Annotated in this window: 12 protein-coding genes; 9 read left to right on the forward strand and 3 right to left on the reverse strand. The window is 56.9% G+C overall.

The annotated features are described in order from the left end of the window. Positions 1 to 15 precede the first annotated feature (15 nt). From GJR98_RS16645 to GJR98_RS16655, 3 genes are all read left to right on the forward strand, one after another. A complete protein-coding gene (locus GJR98_RS16645; RefSeq protein WP_151139863.1) occupies positions 16 to 828 on the forward strand; it encodes an enoyl-CoA hydratase/isomerase family protein in 813 nt (270 codons plus the stop codon). 804 nt (positions 829 to 1,632) lie between these two features. Further along, the gene (locus tag GJR98_RS16650) at positions 1,633 to 1,944 is read left to right on the forward strand and encodes a winged helix-turn-helix domain-containing protein (protein WP_151139864.1); all 312 of its coding nucleotides are present in this window, start codon (positions 1,633 to 1,635) and stop codon (positions 1,942 to 1,944) included. 146 nt (positions 1,945 to 2,090) lie between these two features. Then, the gene (locus GJR98_RS16655) at positions 2,091 to 3,098 is read left to right on the forward strand and encodes a DUF1616 domain-containing protein (RefSeq protein WP_151139865.1); all 1,008 of its coding nucleotides are present in this window, start codon (positions 2,091 to 2,093) and stop codon (positions 3,096 to 3,098) included. 332 nt (positions 3,099 to 3,430) lie between these two features. On the opposite strand, the gene GJR98_RS16660 is transcribed toward GJR98_RS16655, so the two are convergent. Further along, on the reverse strand, positions 3,431 to 4,450 hold the full coding sequence (locus tag GJR98_RS16660) for a lipid II:glycine glycyltransferase FemX (protein WP_151139866.1): 1,020 nt from the start codon (positions 4,448 to 4,450) through the stop codon (positions 3,431 to 3,433). A gap of 318 nt (positions 4,451 to 4,768) precedes the next feature. Here GJR98_RS16660 and GJR98_RS16665 point away from each other — a divergent pair, with 318 nt between their 5' ends. The 5 genes from GJR98_RS16665 to GJR98_RS16685 all read left to right on the forward strand — a co-directional run bounded on the left by GJR98_RS16665 (position 4,769) and on the right by GJR98_RS16685 (position 13,645). Then, positions 4,769 to 6,598 carry a hypothetical protein gene (locus tag GJR98_RS16665; protein ID WP_151139867.1) on the forward strand — a complete coding sequence of 610 codons (1,830 nt, stop codon included), beginning with the start codon at positions 4,769 to 4,771 and terminating at the stop codon, positions 6,596 to 6,598. Between the two features lie 59 nt (positions 6,599 to 6,657). Further along, positions 6,658 to 8,070, forward strand: coding sequence for a sulfatase (locus tag GJR98_RS16670; RefSeq protein WP_151139868.1), 1,413 nt, complete (start codon positions 6,658 to 6,660; stop codon positions 8,068 to 8,070). A gap of 456 nt (positions 8,071 to 8,526) precedes the next feature. Beyond that, complete coding sequence (locus GJR98_RS16675) at positions 8,527 to 11,211, forward strand: hypothetical protein (RefSeq protein ID WP_151139869.1); 2,685 nt, start codon at positions 8,527 to 8,529, stop codon at positions 11,209 to 11,211. A gap of 281 nt (positions 11,212 to 11,492) precedes the next feature. Further along, the gene (locus GJR98_RS16680) at positions 11,493 to 12,959 is read left to right on the forward strand and encodes a flippase (RefSeq protein WP_151139870.1); all 1,467 of its coding nucleotides are present in this window, start codon (positions 11,493 to 11,495) and stop codon (positions 12,957 to 12,959) included. Between the two features lie 464 nt (positions 12,960 to 13,423). Further along, positions 13,424 to 13,645 (forward strand): hypothetical protein, encoded by a 222-nt coding sequence (locus GJR98_RS16685; RefSeq protein ID WP_151139871.1) that lies wholly within the window; start codon positions 13,424 to 13,426, stop codon positions 13,643 to 13,645. 115 nt (positions 13,646 to 13,760) lie between these two features. Here GJR98_RS16685 and GJR98_RS16690 read toward each other — a convergent pair whose 3' ends face one another. Further along, a complete protein-coding gene (locus GJR98_RS16690) occupies positions 13,761 to 14,831 on the reverse strand; it encodes a Gfo/Idh/MocA family protein (RefSeq protein WP_151139872.1) in 1,071 nt (356 codons plus the stop codon). Between the two features lie 140 nt (positions 14,832 to 14,971). Then, entirely contained in the window at positions 14,972 to 16,591 is a 1,620-nt protein-coding gene (locus GJR98_RS16695; protein WP_151139873.1) for a hypothetical protein, read from the reverse strand. A gap of 173 nt (positions 16,592 to 16,764) precedes the next feature. Between GJR98_RS16695 and GJR98_RS16700 the strand changes: the two genes are divergently transcribed. Continuing rightward, positions 16,765 to 17,697: a hypothetical protein gene (locus GJR98_RS16700; RefSeq protein WP_151139874.1), complete on the forward strand. Its 933-nt coding sequence runs from the start codon at positions 16,765 to 16,767 to the stop codon at positions 17,695 to 17,697. The last annotated feature ends 150 nt before the right edge of the window (positions 17,698 to 17,847 follow it).

A 17,847-nucleotide genomic window follows, 5' to 3' on the forward strand; every position in this document is an offset into this window, starting at 1 on the left:
TCAAATCGTTCACATATGTCGTCAGAGACGATGGACACACGACGGTGGGACACTATCGAGACCGATATCGATGGCCACGTCGGGCGGATTACGCTTTCACGCCCGGAGTCGTTGAACACATTCAGCACCGCTCTCGCGACCGAACTCGACGAGGCCTTACGTGGACTCGACGAGATGGCGACGGTCAGAGCGGTCGTCGTCGATGGAGCAGGGAGAGCGTTTTCGGCTGGAATCGACTTGTCTGAACACGCTGACTTCGAGACGAAAGACGAGTACGAAGCGTGGGTCGCAGTGATGGAAGAGCCGTTCCGAACGCTCACGAAGATGCGAACGCCGGTTATCGCCGCTGTTCACGGCCACGCCGCAGCGAACGGAATTGGCCTCGTCGCTGCGTGTGACCTGGCAGTGGCCGCTGAAGGAACTCGGTTCGGAGCGACGGCACCCAAAGTCGGGTTGTTCTGTATGGGGCCTGCTGTCCCGTTACTGTCGTCGCTGACGCGTAAGCGCTGCCTCGAACTTCTCTTGACGGGTGAACTAATCGACGAAGAGACTGCACTCGAATGGGGGCTCGTCAATCGCGTCGTTCCCTCGGGTGAGCACACTGCTGCAGCGCTCGAACTTGCAGAGACGATTGCGTCGAAGAGTCCAGTGGCCGTCCAGATGGGGAAAGCGGCGTTCTACGAGATGGCAGCACTCGACTACGACGACGCGCTCGACTACTCCAACGAACAGTTCGGTGAACTCTGTACGACGGCAGACGCACACGAGGGTATCGCTGCGTTCCTCGATGGTGAACCGTTGAGTGCCGACGAGTGGCCAGAAGCGTGAGCGAGGTGTCGAAGTTAGTTCTCCGCAACGAGAATCCGGATGATTGCTGCTTGTTTTGGGCACGTAACTTCGTGAGCTGACCTGTGAGTCCTTCTGTGGGACCCGTTCTGGACCGATTCGCCGAACAAATTGAATAATTGACTTATTAGCTCACCTCGTTGTCCGTGGGAGACAACGATGTTTAGCAACTTTGTGCCGTTTTCTGCTGAACTACGAATAAATCGCATGCTGCTATACAGAATGCTATCCGGATTTCGGCACAGTTGCATGCGGCGTTCGATGACTCGACGGCGGGTCGTCTCAGCCCTGTCCTGGTAATCTGCATCCATCTGCTCTTGCGCGGCCAGCGTAGAGTGGCCACAGTCTGCGTTCGCGAGAGCTGTTTGAGGCCCCACCACCTGTGTGATAGTCTTGTGTTTCAGAGGTTCGGATCGAATGGCTGATACCCTGCCGATCTCAGCTGGAACTACTCGAGTGAGTGAACGTTAGGTGTTGTATTAATCAAAACATATTTTCTTTTGTATACTTCATTTTATGAAACTGTAGAATTGGGCGTCTCCGGTCGCTTCAGCTGTTGCCTGAGATTGTACTGCGCGTAGTCGCTTGATTTTCTCCGATAGTCTGTGTAAATGTGAGTTTAATCTTGAATTTCGAGTCAGTATTCGTGAATGAAGTGCGGTAAAATCACGCTATAAATTTTTGAATAGTACGTAAACTGATATACACGATTTCCTGATGCTCAGGGAACCGAGAATAAATTGCCACCAAAGGACTTATGTAATTATCTGGCTGTTAATCTGATGAATGGCTAGTAAGCAAGAGGAACAATCCGATACGGACGACAATATCAACTGGGATATGGTCAGTTACGCCATCAGCTCCCAGTACCGGCTGACCGTTCTCGAGCGACTCGCCGATGGGCCCGCCACGCCGACTCGAATTGCGTCTGACACGGACAGACACGTCGCGAACATCTCGCGGTCGATTCAACGACTGAGAAAGCGAGGACAAGTCGAACTCCTCGTCCCAGAAGACCGGAAGAAAGGTCGCGTATACGGACTCACCGAAGATGGTGAGCGTTCGTGGGACGTAATCCAATCACAGGACCTCGCGTAATTCGGCATCTAGGCTTCGAATCTCGGCCACTCGCGTGGTTGGTCGCTCAGCAGTATCGTAGTGTTTCAGGGTTAGGTAGGTTCTATACCGCGACCTGTTGGGTTCAGTGACTCAACAACAAAGTGTACTCTCTAGTATGACTAAGCATGGTAGAATTACCGATTGTCAAGAACAATGGGCTGTTGCGGGCCCTCGGTGACTTGCAGGTCGACGTAATTGCAGGGCTCGTAATACTCATTGGCGCTTCGATGTCGGTGTTGTACACGGACTCGACGGTCGTCAGAGCGGTGTTCGGTATCCCGCTTCTCGTCTTCCTTCCTGGATATGCCGTTCTCCTCGTCTTGTTCCCCCACACGTACACCGATACGCGAGTTGCCCGTCCTGCACTGGTCACGCTGAACCGCACTCGAACAGGGATAACGTTCGTCGAGCGGATGGTCCTCTCGTTCGGAATCAGTCTCGCGTTGATTCCCACACTCGGCATTCTCATCCTGTCGTTCGTTCCCCAGCCGACCACCGTACTCGTCGTCGGCGCCTTCACAACGATTATCGCAGCAGGTCTTCTCGCCGGTGAGTACCGGCGTCAGCAACTTGCAGAGACAGACCGATACGACGTTCCGGTCAAGAGTTGGTTCACGGCCGTCGTCGAATCGTTCACGACCGGAACGGCGAGGACTCGTCGACTGAACGTCGTCCTCGCCGCTGTCGTCGTGCTCTCTGTCGTGGGGTTCGGGTACGCGCTCACCGTTCCAAACTACGGTGAAGAGTATACGAACCTCTCGTTGCTCACCCAACAGTCGGACGGTGAGTTCGTCGCATCCGGATACCCCGAGACGCTGTCCTCCGGCGAGACGACTGAACTGTTTGCGAGCGTGACCAACAACGAACGTGAACTGATTCAATACACGCTCGTGGTCCAACTGCAGCGTGTCGACACCTCGGATGGGTCCGTCTCCGTAATCGAGTACGAAGAGTTGGCACGTGTCTCCCAAGAAGTTGCTCCCGGTGAAACGTGGGCCGCCAATCCTGAACTCACCCCCGAGATGACGGGCTCCGACCTCCGCCTTACGTATCTCTTGTACAAGGGTGACGCACCAGCGAACCCAGACACCGAAAGCGCATACCGGTCGACGTACATCTGGGTTAGCAACTAATCGAGACGGATACCCTGTTTTCAGACGTCGCGTTCGCTGTAACGAGAGCGACGCTCGAATTTCTGCTGAGGAGTCGACACCGCCGTTCGAGCCACTCTTCTTCGAACGACTGCGATGGTCCAGTCAGTCCCGAACACGAACAACTCGGGAGAACTGTGGTCGCTCTGTGATTATCCGCCGTGGCGAGGTCTGAACCGTACCGTACTTCACTACCGAACTGAGGCAACCGCTACGGGGAGCGCAGTGTCGAAGAGTGAGGATGCGACAGCGGTGGCCGCAAGAATAGACGTGAGTAGCGATACGCGAGAGGAAGAAAAAGCGAGGTGGCTGGGTTATGCGCGCTGACGGAGAGATTTGTAGAGGTGTGCGAGTGTACCCATTCCTGCCTCACTACGTTCGAGACTGTAGAAGGGGTGGAGAGATGGGTTGAACTTCGATTTGTAGCGGTTGATACGGCGGTTGTCTGCACCGACGAGGTCGTACGTCGTTCGCCCTCGCTCGATCGCATCGGACATCACCTGCCAGTCGAGCAGGTCGTTGACGGCGATGTCGACGTCGATGTCGGTCCGCACGCCACCGTGCCATCGGGACACCATGTCTTTGTAATCGGTGACCAGAATCCCACCGACGAAATCACCGTCGACGCGGAGAGCGTAGGGTCGAATCTGTCCCTCTGGGAGCGTGGTGTACAGTTCCTTCACGAACTCTGCCGTCGTACGGAAGGACACGCCCTGGTCTTCGTACCGCCCGGTGACCTGTTCGATGATGAGTTCTATCTCGTCGAGCCCGCCTTCTTCGATAGTGAACGAGTCTGCAGGCGCATTTCGAATGTTTGCCCGGGCGTCGCTGCTGAAGTTCATCAGCACCTCTTCTTCGCCGCCCGTGAGGTCGACGTGATAGGTGTACGATGGAGAGATCGTGAAATCGTTCCAGGTGAACGCCCGGAGGTCTTCGTAGGCACCGTCGAGGCGGATGTGCGTATACTGTGAACGGATTTCGTTTTGAATCCACTCGAAGCAGCCGTCGATGAACTCGTGGTGTCGACTCTCGCGTTTGCGCTGTTTCATGTGGTCCATATTGAGGAGCACAGGCCCGAGATATGCGACACGAAGTTCAGGTGGTGGTGAGAACACAGTTTGAATCGGTCCTTTCGAAATCTTGAACAGCGGAAAGAGACCGACGACTTCCTGGCCCTTGAACCCGATAAGTGGATACAGCTCCGAGTTAGAATGCTTTGCTTGAATCTCGAGGGCTGCGTACTGATGAAACAGATTTCCATGGGGTGACCTGGCCACGAACTGGTCCCATTGGTGGATGTCGTCTTCGGTTGCGTACCGTATTTCGATGCTCATTGTTCGTAATTTAAAGGGACTTTCTGGGCGCTTTGTTATAGTCTTCTTATAAGTCACGAAAGCTGATTATCTCCGTTTAGGGCGCTCTACCCAGTGTTCGGCTCCGTTGACAGTCCATCTCCGAACACGACGATTCTGGAACCAGACACGGGTTGGACACCCCTGTATTTGCATCGGTTTCCACATAACCAAGATACTGACACAGGCTCGCTCTCATCCGATATCTACAGTCTCCGACCGATTCTCCTCCATGCTGATTCCTGGCTACCGCCAGTTGGCAATCCATAACAATACTCCTAGATATCCTCAGTGAATCCAATGACGTCCTCTCGATTCGGACTCTGGAGCCAACTCGCTCTGATTGTCGGGTTCTCTGCGTTCGCCCTCGCAATCGGACAGGCATACCAGAACCCAGCAACTGCCTACGAACTGTCGATTTATTCGAGCACACCTGAACTGTTCTGGGCACTCATCGCCATCGCGGTCGTTCTTTCGCTCACCATCGCGGTGTTTGGTGACCAGCAGTTTCGGGCACTCTCGTTACTGCTGGGAGGGATGAGTGTATTCTCGATCGTCTCGTTGCCACTCATCCGTGGATACTACTTCATCGGTTCAGGTGACTCACTGACTCACCTCGGGTGGGTTCGAGACGTCATCGACGGTGAAACAGCGATCACCGAGCTGTTGTACCCCGGCATCCACTCGTTCGCAATCTTGCTCACCGACGTTACTGGATTCTCACCAGAGCGCTCACTGATGCTGGTCGTTCTCTCGTTCGTCGCGCTCACGTTCTTACTCATCCCGCTCATCGCGTTCGAAATTCTCCCACGTGAGGATACCATCGTCGTCGCGGCGTTCTCCGGATTGCTCCTGCTCCCGGTCAACACGATTAGCACGCACTTGGCCCCGCACACGTTCAGTCAGGCCATGTTGTTTTCCTCTCTCGGAATCTATCTGTTCCTCCTGTATCTTACGCGCGCGGACCCCTCTCAGTCACGACTTCGAATCACGTCGTTCGGGGTGCTGTTAGTCTTCGTCGGGGCGGCGACAGTCCTCTACCACCCGATGCAGGCGCTCAACCTGTTCGTTCTGCTCGTCCTCGCCTCGGCGATCCAGCTGCTCGCACGGTGGCGTGACTGGGACAGTGCGATTCGAAGCCACAAGACGATGTACGTCCAGACGGCAGTTCTCGGTGCAGTGTTCTTGGCGTGGACGAGTCGACGTCCCGCATTCTGGAGCACGATCGACGCAGTCTCTCGGGCAGCAGAAGGCTACGTCGGTGGGGCCCCACCAACTGCAGCGGGGAGTACGGCTTCACAGGGGGCATCCCTCCAAGCAATCGGTGCGAGCCTCCCCGAGATATTCGCAAAGCTGTTCATGGTTAGCTCACTCTACGTCGGCCTCATGGGGATTCTCGTCCTCGCGGTCCTGCTCCACCGTCTCGATGCGCTCCCGGAGACCGACGCAAAAGTTCGGTATCTCACTGTGGGCGCACTCGGCACGCTCCCGTTCGTCGTCGTCTACATCCTCGGCGACGTGGGCGAGCTCCACTTTAGGCTCCTCGGGTATCTCATGATCATCGCAACCGCCGTCGGCTCTGTCTCCCTCGTCCTCGGACTCCGCAAACTCGCGTCTGGTATCGGGGTCCGCTCGACGCATCTCGCGGTGGCAGTCGTGCTGTTGTTGTTACTCCCTGCTGCACTCATCACGGCGTACCCATCTCCGTACATCTACCAACCAAACCAGCACGTGACGCAGTCTGAGTTGGCTGGATACGAGCAAGCCTTCGAACTTCACGAGGATGGACTCACGGTGGCGGCCGTTCGCCAAGGGCCATGGCGGTACAACGACGCAGTCCTCGGAACGGACGAAACGCCGCGTGACGCGTACGACCGCTCGGTTCCGACTCGTGAGATAAACACGCTGAACTCCACGTTTGCAGGTGATGGCTACCTCGCAGTGACCGAGTACGACCGTCAACGCGAGATCAACGCGTACCAAGAACTTCGGTACACACAGGCTGGGTTCGAATCCCTCGATGCACGCCCGGGAATCAACCAGGTCATCTCGAACGGTGACTTCACGCTCTACTTCGTCGAAGAACGAGTCGTCGACCAAGACGCCGCGATGGCCGAAGCGGCCGCCTGAAACTCTGGAGTATGCGAATTATAACTATCCAGTAACGAAACGAATGACGCTCCAGAGCTATGACTGAGCGTCCAAATATCGTCTGGATTACACTAGAGAGTACGAGAGCGGACCACACCACGATGGGTGGGTACGACCGCGAGACGACACCGAACTTACAGCGAATCGCAGACAGCGACGGTGGCCGATATTTCTCTGAATGCTTCTCTCACGGTATCTGGACCCTCGCCTCCTCGGCGTCGATTCTCACTGCGACGTATCCTTCGCACCACGGCGCAGGAATGACTGGAGACGCGATTCCACCTGTACTCAAAACCGTCGCCGAACGGTTCCAACAGTCTGGTTACGACACGGCGTGTATCTCTCCCAACTCTCACCTGAGCGCAGCGACCGGACTCGACCGTGGGTTCGACGAGTTCGTCTGGCTCAGCAAGTCCACGCTCCGTGAGTCTGTTGGCCTCAAGACGATTCTCTCGTACGTTTGGAACATCCAGTCGCACGGTGGTGGACTGACCCTCGACACCCGAAAACACGGCACCGATTACATGCTCAACGAGTTGGCGCTCCGATGGCTTCGGGAGCGACAGACGAAGTCGGACCCGCTGTTTCTGTATCTCCACTACGGTGGACCGCACCACCCATACTCCCCGCCAGACCGCCACCTCGAGAAATTTGCACGTGACACTGGGATGTCGTTGAAGGAGATCAAAGAGATTGGATTGGACCACCACGAGAATCTCTACGAACACATGGCAGCGTCGACTCCCTTCTCCGACGAGGAGTGGCGTGCCTTGGCGGCGCTCTACGATGGTGAAATATCACACGTCGACGAACTCGTGGGCGAACTGTTCGACACGGTACAGTCACTCGATATCGGTGAGACGATTTTCGTCATCACTGCCGACCACGGTGAACTGTTCGGCGAGAGTGGACTCCTCGCCCATCAACTCGTCACGAACGACGCTGTCTCTCACGTCCCACTCATCACACACGGACTAAACGCTGCGCTCGCGTACGAAGGAGAACTAGTACAACACGCAGACGTGATGACGACGCTGCTGGGATTAGTCGACGCACCTACCGATGGGACGCAGGGTGTCGACCTTCGGATGGACCACCGCGACGTTGCAGTCGTCCAGCGCGGTGCAGACCGGTGCCAACAGAACGTCGACAAACTCGTCGAACTCAATCCCGCGTTCGACGCGTCGAGGTTCCCCAGTTCGACGCTTACGGCACTCTTCAGTTCGGAGTTCAAATACCAACACAGCGACGACGGTACAGAGCTGTTCCACCTCCCAGACGAGACGACTGACGTCTCCACCGAGTTCCCGACTGTCAAATCTGACTTCGACACCGCGTTTCACGAGTGGGTCGAGACGCAGGGTACTCCAGTGACCGACCAACGGCAAACAGGGCGCTTCACGGACGAGATGCGCGCCCAACTTGCCGACCTCGGATATCTCGTCGACTGAACGGTTCACGCGTCTCCCTGACCTCTCGTCGGCGTCGGTCTCGCTGGTCTCCCGTGGCCATCGTCTATCTGGTACAGAAGTGATTACAACATGTCTACAACAGCGGACAAGTTTTGGTACTTTCAAAAATATCTGACTATCTTCGAAATACACTGGTCAAAACCGGGTACTGTTCTAAAAAGACGAATTATATTGCGATGGGACGTGAGCACCTGATTAGTATCTGGTGCCCATGCTACACCATAAGGATAGCTTTCTGGTGGACAAATGATTGCCAAATAGCCTTAATTGAGACATAAATTTGGAGCAATTGCTTCAAATGTGGTCAAATATGTTATTTATTCAAGTTTCTTTGCACCGAGTATGCAGAAGGACCCCGACCAGAACGAACGCAACCAACTCCACGGTAAGCCTTCCAGCAAACCAACAAACCTGGGCCGCAGATCGTATCTGCGTATGGCCGGCGTTGCTCTTGGCAGCGTCGGTGCGACCAGCGCGGTCGTCGAAAACGCCTCCGCAGCCCAGTCGGTCCGTGGAATTACGTTCGACCGTGTACTCAACGCCGCTGATTTCTGTGACACCACGGGTCAGCGTGACTGTTCCAGCGCAATCGAAAGCCGTCTGACCGACGGGACGCTCATCAAGTTCCCCAAAGGGACGTACAAGATTGCCAACGACATCTACCCAGGTGGCCCCTCCAACGTTGGCCTGTACTCCGAAGAGGGTGCTGTGTTCAAGATTCCATCGAACCAGCACGTGACGGTGTTCCTCAACAAGGGCGGCCGGAACGTCCTCTTCGAAGGTATCGACATCGACCAGACCGCCGACGGCGCGTTCGGGAACATGAAAATCCTGTGCCGGGACAACGCGCAGATTCGGAACGTCGAGGTTATCGGTCGCGCACCGAACGCAGACGAGCGCCTCGACCAGCACATCCTCGCGGACGTCTACGATTCTGATGGGACGTCCATCATCCAGAACTTTAAGGCCGCCTACGGTGGGTATCTCGGTGCGTACCGTAACAGTGCCGGTGGTATCCAGGCGACACCCGGTCACCACGGGACGCTGAAAATCATCGACTGCCACCTCGAAGAGATGGCGAACAACGGTATCTACGCCACTCGGAACGATGGGAACATCCAAGTCGAGGGTGGTATCTACCGTAACAACGACGTCGCGCAGGTCCGCTTGATGGGCCCGAACTCGTACGTCAGAGACGCGCTCATCGAGATCGACATGAGCAAGTCCAACAACCCCGGCACGCCGCGGAAGATGCGGGGTATCTGGATAGAGACCAAGCAGTCGAAGTTCAGCGGGACGAAAAACGGTGCGTACATCGAAAACTGTACCATCATCGTCCGCGACTCGCCCAACAGTATCGAGGGAGTCGACCTCGACGAGACGGGCGGTTGGCTCGAAGTCAACGACTGTTACTTCGTCATCGACCGCAACAACACGCGTGCAATCACGGCGTACCGTCCCGAAGACAAGGCGTCGAACTACCCCAAGGCGCCGAGACCGTGGGACCTCAAAGTCACGAACTGTTCTATCACGGGCAGTGCGGCAAACCGTGAGAGCATCAAGATTATCGGCCGCCCGGACTCGGTCATCGAAAACACCTGTATCCAGCAGACTAACACGGACCGCGACGGTGTGACCGTCGTCAACGCGTCGGACTGTTTCGTTGGGAACTCGACCATCAACGTCGATGGACAGGAAGTTCGCGAGGTGGACACGAACGTCCAGACGACGAGCATCTCGACGTCCGGAAGCTGTCCGCTGCCCGGTGACTCGTCGAACGACTCCACGTCTGACTCGACTGACGATTCGACCGATTCGACCGACTCCACTGACTCGTCGTCTGGTTCGGTTTCGGACACGGCAAGCACACTCGAAGTCATCTCGACGGAAGACCCCTCGGAACTCACCTACGAGTTCACGACGAGCGGTGAGATTTCGAAGATCTTCGACGACACGAGGAACTCTGCCGAGGAGAACAACGACGACGTCTCGCAGAACTCTGACGGCACGTGGTCTGTACAGGGGTACACCGGCAACGGATACGGTGACTCGTACGCCTTCGAGGGCGAACTCCTCGAGTTCAGTCCCGCTACTGGACCGGTCAAACTCGTCGTCGACGGCCAGGAAGTCGACCCGACCACGCTCGATGACTCGACGGATTCGACGAGCGGCTCGACCGACTCCACCACGGATTCGACGTCTGATTCGACTGACTCGACCAGTGACTCCACGTCCGACACGACGACGACGCACGAAATCGTCATCGATGGTGAGGGTCGCTCCGAGCTGACGAACTACGAGTTCACGGTCAGTGGCTCGGTCGAACAGACCGACGACCCAGGTGAAGACAACGTCAGCGATACGACCGTCGTCGGCGCTGTCGGTGGTGGCATCGACAGCTTCGACTACACTGGCGATATCACTTCGTTCAGCATCGATGGGCCTGCAGCGGTCTTTGTCGACGAACAGGAAGTCGACCCGACCACGCTCGGTGGCTCGTCGGATTCCACCGGCGATTCGACGGATTCGTCCACCGACTCCACGTCAGACACGGCATCCACAGTCGAAGTCATCTCGACCGAAAACCCATCCGAGCTCACCTACGAGTTCACGGCAACGGGTGAGGTCACGAAGATTCTCAACGACACGAGGAACTCTGCCGAGGAGAACAACGACGACATCTCGCAGAACTCTGACGGCACGTGGTCTGTACAGGGGTACACCGGCAACGGATACGGTGACTCGTACACGGTCAAGGGCGAACTCACCGAGTTCAGCCCCGCCACTGGACCGGTCAAACTCGTCGTCGACGGGCAAGAAGTCGACCCGGCCACGCTCGGTGACGATGGTTCGAGCCAGACTGTCGAGACGGTCAGCAAACTCACCATCGACGGCATGGGTACTGACGAACTCGCTCACTACCGTTTCAGCGTCAGTGGCACGGTCAAGCAGATCGACGACCCCGGCGAAGACAACGTCAACAACCAGAAGGTCCGTGGTGCGACCCGTCGCGGTATCGACGAGTTCGAATTCACTGGCCAGATTACGTCGTTCGCCATCAAGGGACCGGCCCGTGTCTACCTCGACGACACGGTGGTCGACCCCGACACGCTCGGGTAACGGGTACCCCCTGAGCTAACACCTGGTTCCTTCTTCACTACTTTCGGATTCGATCGTCGAGAGCGACTGCTATCGCCCGAAACCAGCAGACTGCACAGTAGTCGTGGACTGTTTGGCGGGTAAGTTACCCATAACAAAGGCCTGAGGTAACCCTCGTTTTCATGAACGCGTTGTAAGAGCGAGGCGGCCGTCGAATCCTTCGTTTGGGGACAAAACGGCCGTCCGTCACGTCGGTTCGTGCGTTCGAGTACAACTCGACGCGACGACGAGGTAGCAAATTCATGGTGAAAAGTTCCATCATACGGGGTCTGAAGGCGATGTTTGCAGCACAGAGCGTCTCGCTTCTGTCGAAAGGACTGCTAATCGTTCTTCTCACCCGGTACTTCCTCACTGCAGAGGAGTACGGGCTCCTCTTCTTTGCAATCTCCATCCTCTCTGTCACACTGCTCTTCGCCAACCTCGGGCTTGCAAAGTCCGCGGCACGATATCTCGCCGAATATCGGAAGACCGACCCCTCGCAGGTACCGCACATCCTCTGGTCGACGCTGAAGTACAACCTCGTGACGATACTGTTCGTCTCGGCTGCGGTTGTGCTGTTTAGTGAACCCATCTCGCGGCTGCTCGCCGAGCCACGGGTCGCACCGCTCCTCGTCGCCGGTGTCGGGTACGTCGCATTTAGCTCGCTGAAGACGTTCCTCTCGCTGTCGTTCCAAGGACTGAACAGCGTCGATTGGAGCGCGAAGATCGACATCGTCGCCAACGCCGCCTTCCTCGTCTTTATCGTCGGATTTCTGTTATTGGGTCTTGGCCCATTGGGTGCGATATTGGGGTACACAGTTGGCTACGTGCTGGCCGTTATCGTCGGATTCGGCGTCCTGTACTACAAGTTCTACCGCCCACTGAACGAGGGGGCCGAGAAAGAGACGGGCCTCTCGAAGCGTATTCTTCGGTACAGTGCTCCACTGGCGGTCACCAGAGGTGCAGTGATGCTGGACAGTCGCGTCGATGCGATTCTGGTCGGCTACTTCCTGAACCCGGTCGCAGTGGGGTACTATATGCTCGGGAAGCAAATCACGGACTTCGTCATCGCGCCCGCGACCACGATTGGCTTCTCCATCTCGCCCACGTACGGTGAACAGAAGGTGACGGACAAACTCGAACGGGCGGCGAACCTGTACGAGACGACGTTCGAATACGTGGTTACGCTGTACGTCCCCGCCGCCGTCGGGATGGCCATCCTCGCCGAACCCACCGTCCGACTCATCTTCGGCGAGGGGTACCTCGGTGCAGTCCCTGTCGTGCAGGTGTTCAGCCTCTACGTCCTCCTCCGCGCGATAGACAAAATTACGAACGATAGCCTCGACTTTATCGGACTGGCGGGCTCACGGGCCTACGCGAAGTCGGCGACGGCAGTCGCGAACTTCGCCCTGAACATCGCACTCATCCCCGTCTTCGGTGTGGTCGGTGCCGCCCTCGCGACGGTCATCACGTACATCTTCCTCGTCGGGTACGAGGTGTACCTCATCTACACCGAGTTCTCGCTGTCGCTGACGCGACTCGCCCGGACGACAGCAATCGTCTGTCTCGTCACTCTCGGGATGGCGATTCCTGTCCTGGCGTTCGAACCCTTCATCTCCGGGATTGCGACGCTCGCCGTCGCGGTTGGACTGGGTATCGCCCTGTGGTCTGTGTTCGCCTCGGCAAGCGGCCTCTTCAGCTTCCGACGGGTCGTGTCGATGCTCCGGTAACCGCACGCAGTACATTTCTTTCGGCCATGTAGGAAAAGAATTTAACGCGCAAAGCTGACAGTGAAACACTATCGTGTCTCGACTTCATCGTCGACGTCTGCTTGCCGTAGCCAGTCTCGGATTGTCGTCTGTTCTCATCGACTGTCTCGGCGGTGGCAACCAATCAATTGACACGACCGGAAACACGACAGCCAGTTCGAGGGCATCTCCAGAAACGACGAGCCAGAACAGTTCACCCAGCAATCGGTCAGAGCTCCCAAAATACGATTGTGATGTTGCGTCTCGGCGAGCCCGTTTCTCTGGAGACTGATGACGACGATGTCGTTCAACCGCCCGCCTATCCACTCTGCCCGGTCTCGCTTACGGATACCGAGGCTGTTGTCGAGTACGTCGAGGCGTACAAGCGGGCCTATCGACAGAATGGACTAGTTGAACAGTACTGGTCTGACCTTGTTGGACACAGCATGTACGTGGAGGGTATTCGGACGTACGACGCACCCGACGGCGCTGCCCTCGTCCGACTTCAGTACACGAACTCGGAGACGGTGGAGCTATCGAGCGGACTCGCTATCGGAGACTCACCACGTACCTTCGTGACGTACTACGTCGATGACCCAGTCGTCATCCGCGCAGAGGACGAGTGTGCTCGGTCAGATACTGGGACGCTCGACCCAACCCGTGGGTGAGTGGTACCCCAGTCGAGTGTTTCGAGTGACTGCTAGTCTAAAACAGGTGAATCCGAAGGTTCTGAAGCAACGGTTGGAGGCTCGATACAGAGAAAATGAGTTGTCGGTCGTCTCGTCAGTTCTGTCGTGCAGCTTCACGAACTGCTTCGAGGAGGACCATCGTCCACATCGACTCTTCGATGGGGACGGGCATCGGGCGACCAGAGGCGATTGCCCGTGACTCGAGGTCGATTTGGTAGTAGTGGGGGTTCGTCTGCTTGAGGTTCTCCCAGCCATCGTCGTACTTCGTCTTGAGGACGGTACTGGCGTTTCCAACCACACCACCGATGAGGTCTGCGGAGCGTTCGACGTTGTAGCGAACCTTCGACAGCGAGGTACTCGTCGGGTCGTGAGCGACTTTCATCACGGTCTGGGAGACGAGGTCGGCCATCAACGACCGCTTCTCACCGTGGACGACGACGAGGCGCTGGGGAATCGCGCCGGAGATCATCTTCACGCTCACGAGACAGCCGCCGTTCGTCCGGTACTGTACGGAGGCGTTGTCGTAGGTGAAGTCGTGTTCGTAGTCGTTTGCGAGGCTGGTAATCGCGGAGATGGCGTCTTCGCTCTCTGGGTAGCCACCTGCAGTCAGTGCGAGATACAGGGGGTGGGGTAAGCCCTCTTCGAACTCGCCGCCATCGAGTTCCATGGTCCACGACCCGCGTTGTTCGAGGTCCGGCGGGGTGAGGCCGGTGAAGATGACTTCGACGCTCCGGATTCGTCCGAGGTCGCCGCGCTTCATCCGTTCGGTGACGACGCGCATCGCGGGGTCGAACGCGTGTTGGTGGACTTCAGAGAACCGAACGCCGCGTTCCTCGGCGTACTCTTGGAGTTCGAGGAACTCGTCGAGCGTCGTGGTGATTGGTTTCTCGATCATCACCGGGATGCCCTTGTCGATGACCTTCTTCGCCAACGAGACGTGGGTCTGGACCGACGTGCAGATGTGGACCCAGTCGAGGTCCTCTGCTTCGAGCATCTCGTCGATGTCGGTGTAGGCCTTGATGTCGTGTTTGGTGGCGACGTCGGTCGCCCGTCCCTCGTCGATGTCACAGATGGCGACGAGATTCGTGCGGGGATTTCGTTCGAGTGCAGATAGATGAGTACCGGAGACAACACCTGCACCGACGACTGCTGCGTTTAGTGTCATACGTGAGGCGATATGATTGAGAAGTGTATTGTTATACGCTCAATGACCACTGGACGGGAGTTGCTAACGTCTCTTCAGAACAGTGCTCATGTGGAAAAATCGACACCCCACTCCGACATTCGAGTGTGTTCTCGTGGGATTCACTGGGCGACGAATCGCAACCACTCGAGTTGCCCTTCACTCGTCCCCGTGATTGCGAGTGTGTTGTCGCCGTCGACCGTTGGAACGAAGTCGTCGACGCTCAAGCACTCGTCCGAACCGAGGACGCCGCCTCCGTCGACACGGAACTCGTTGTCTTCGATACTCACTGTATTCCCAGACCGGAACGGCCCACCGCTCCGTGGGGATTGTACTTCAGGAACCGACCCGAACTTCAGCAAACAGGCATCCGTTCCGTTCTCGCTGTCTACTCCAACGACGTACGGGTAACGCGTGGTCTTGACAGACCCGCCGTCGATGACCGTCGACAGCGAGTTCGTCAGGTAGACGCCGTCCCGGTCGGCTCCCGTCTGGTCGATGGTACAGTTTCGAATGACCGAGTCCGGTGCATCGTAGAGGATGACACCCGCAGCCCCTCTGGCACGGCCAGTGATTTCGACGTTTTCGAGTTTGACCCAGTGTGGTGCTTCTGCCGGTTCGTACTGACCTTGCGGTTCGAGAACGCTCCGATAGACTGCTGGGACGTCGTCGGCGTTCACCTCTATCTTCGTGTTCCGAACCGTCGTGGTTCGACCAGTTGGGAAGATGTATATGCCGCCTTTCGAGCGGGGAGTCTCTTCGATGACGATGGTACAGTCACGTATCTCCACACCAGGCGGTTTGTCTGCGGGACCTTGCTCGATGGCGATGCCGCGGGTGTTGAACTGGGAGTCGAGTTGGGTGAGTGGACCTGTGTAACTTCCGAGGTCGACTTCGATAGTCGCCCCAGTGACGTAGCTTCCGTTCCCCGAAATGCGAATGCTGGCGACGTTGTTGTTCCGGTACAACCCGCCGACGACTTCGACGTTACCCGACGTTCTGCTGGCGTAGATGCCGTTGTTTCCGAACTCTTCGAGGTGGCAGTCTTGGATACGGATCGTGCCGAAGTTCCACGGTCCGATGGATATTCCCGCTCGCCCGTCACCGTTCTTGTAGTGGCCGATTGCCGACCCTTTGATGGCACGGACGTTCCGAATGAGCCCCCGGCCAGATTCCTTCGTGAGGCCGACTAACATCGCGTGGACCACTCTCCTGTCGGAGTGTGTTCCCCGACCGATGAACTCGACGTCGTCGATTGTGAACGAGTCACGGCAGATGACCCGTACTCCCGCGGTGGTGTTCGATGCGGTGATGTCGATGTCGATGCCGCGCAAGAGGAACTGGTTCGTCTGTCCGACGTCTACGAGAACGGTGTTGAACCCCTTCGGTGGGACGAGTTTGACAGAGCCGTCTCCGATGAGTGCGATGCGACTGTATCCAGAGATGTCGAGACGGTCCTCGAATCGATAGGTCCCGGCGGGGAATTCGAGTGCGACACCGTTTGCGAGGCCGTTCTGTAGTTTCGATACGCACGGCTCTCCCCCAGTTGGGTCACATCCGAGGTCCTCGACGACGTCTATCCGCTCGAATTCGTTTATCGAAGGTGTCGGTGTCGCCGGTGTCGTCGGGGTCGATGATGGAGGCGTCGACGGCGTCTGTGTGTTGGTCGGGTCCTGCGTCGTACAGCCGGCTACGGACGCAACAGCCGCACCGACTAATCCAAGATACGCCCGTCTATCCATTATGTGTTGACTCGTGCTGAGTTGGTATCACAAGAATATAATTATGGAGCCCGAACTGTGCCGTTTCGACGCCGAGATGGCTGTTCGCTGCGTTCTCTCACGTGGTCACAACGCGTTGACAAACCGTTAGTTCCGAATTTACAATGCCAGTTCTACACCCATCATCATACCTGATGTACTCGTTATCACAGATTCGAACGGGGTTGAAAATTGGCCGTTCGAATCCAGCATTTTTCGGGCGTGAACTCAATCGTCTCTACTACAGTGGGCTCGGCCAGCAAAACTACAACCACGATGGTGTAGACGTCGTCGCCGAGGATTGGGACAATCTGCTAATCCTCGACGCCTGTCGGTACGACATGTTCGAAGCACAGAGCACGCTTCCGGGGCGACTCGAAAAGCGCGTCTCTCGTGGCTCACACACGGTCGAGTTCCTGCGCGGGAACTTCACCAACCGCGACCTGCAAGAGACGGTGTACATCAGTGCAAGCCCGCAACTCTACGCCCAACGTGAGGAACTCGACGCCACGTTCTACGACGTCATCAACGTCTGGATAGAAGATGGGTGGGACAAGTCGATCGGGACGGTCCTCCCCGAGACGATGACCAAGCGCGCGCTCGAAGTGAGCGAGCAGTATCCGAACAAACGGCTCATCGTCCACTACCTCCAACCACACTACCCGTTCATCGGCGCACCCGAGTTGAACGCTCGCTCGCCGTTCGAAGACGCACAGTCGAAAGCAGACATCTGGGGTGAGCTGATGGAGCGAAAGCGGAGCCTCTCGCCTGAAACCGTGTGGGCAGCCTACCGGGACAACCTCAGTATCGCGCTCCCGGCAGTCGAAGAACTGATGCGAGAACTTCCCGGACGGACCGTCGTCACGTCGGACCACGGAAACATGATTGGTGAGCGTGCTGCACCGATCCCAATTCGAGAGTGGGGTCACCCACCCGGAATCTACACCGAGGAACTCGTCTCTGTTCCGTGGCTCGTCTACGACAACGGTGACCGAAAAGAGATTATCACCGGCGAGTCGGTCGCCAAAGCCGACGAGGTCTCGTCAGACGTGGTCACAGAGCGTCTGGAGAACCTCGGATACGTCTAGCTTTCTGCAGGTTCAGACGGCTGTCGGTCGTTCTGGTTTTTCTGTCAATCACTACTCATTGAGTCTCTGGAAAACAGGTTATTCTCTTCCTAACGACTGACGGATGCGCTCGTAGTTGCCGGCGGGTTTCCACCATCTCACAAAAACAGG

Source organism: Haloferax marinisediminis (genome assembly GCF_009674585.1).
GTDB lineage: Archaea > Halobacteriota > Halobacteria > Halobacteriales > Haloferacaceae > Haloferax > Haloferax marinisediminis.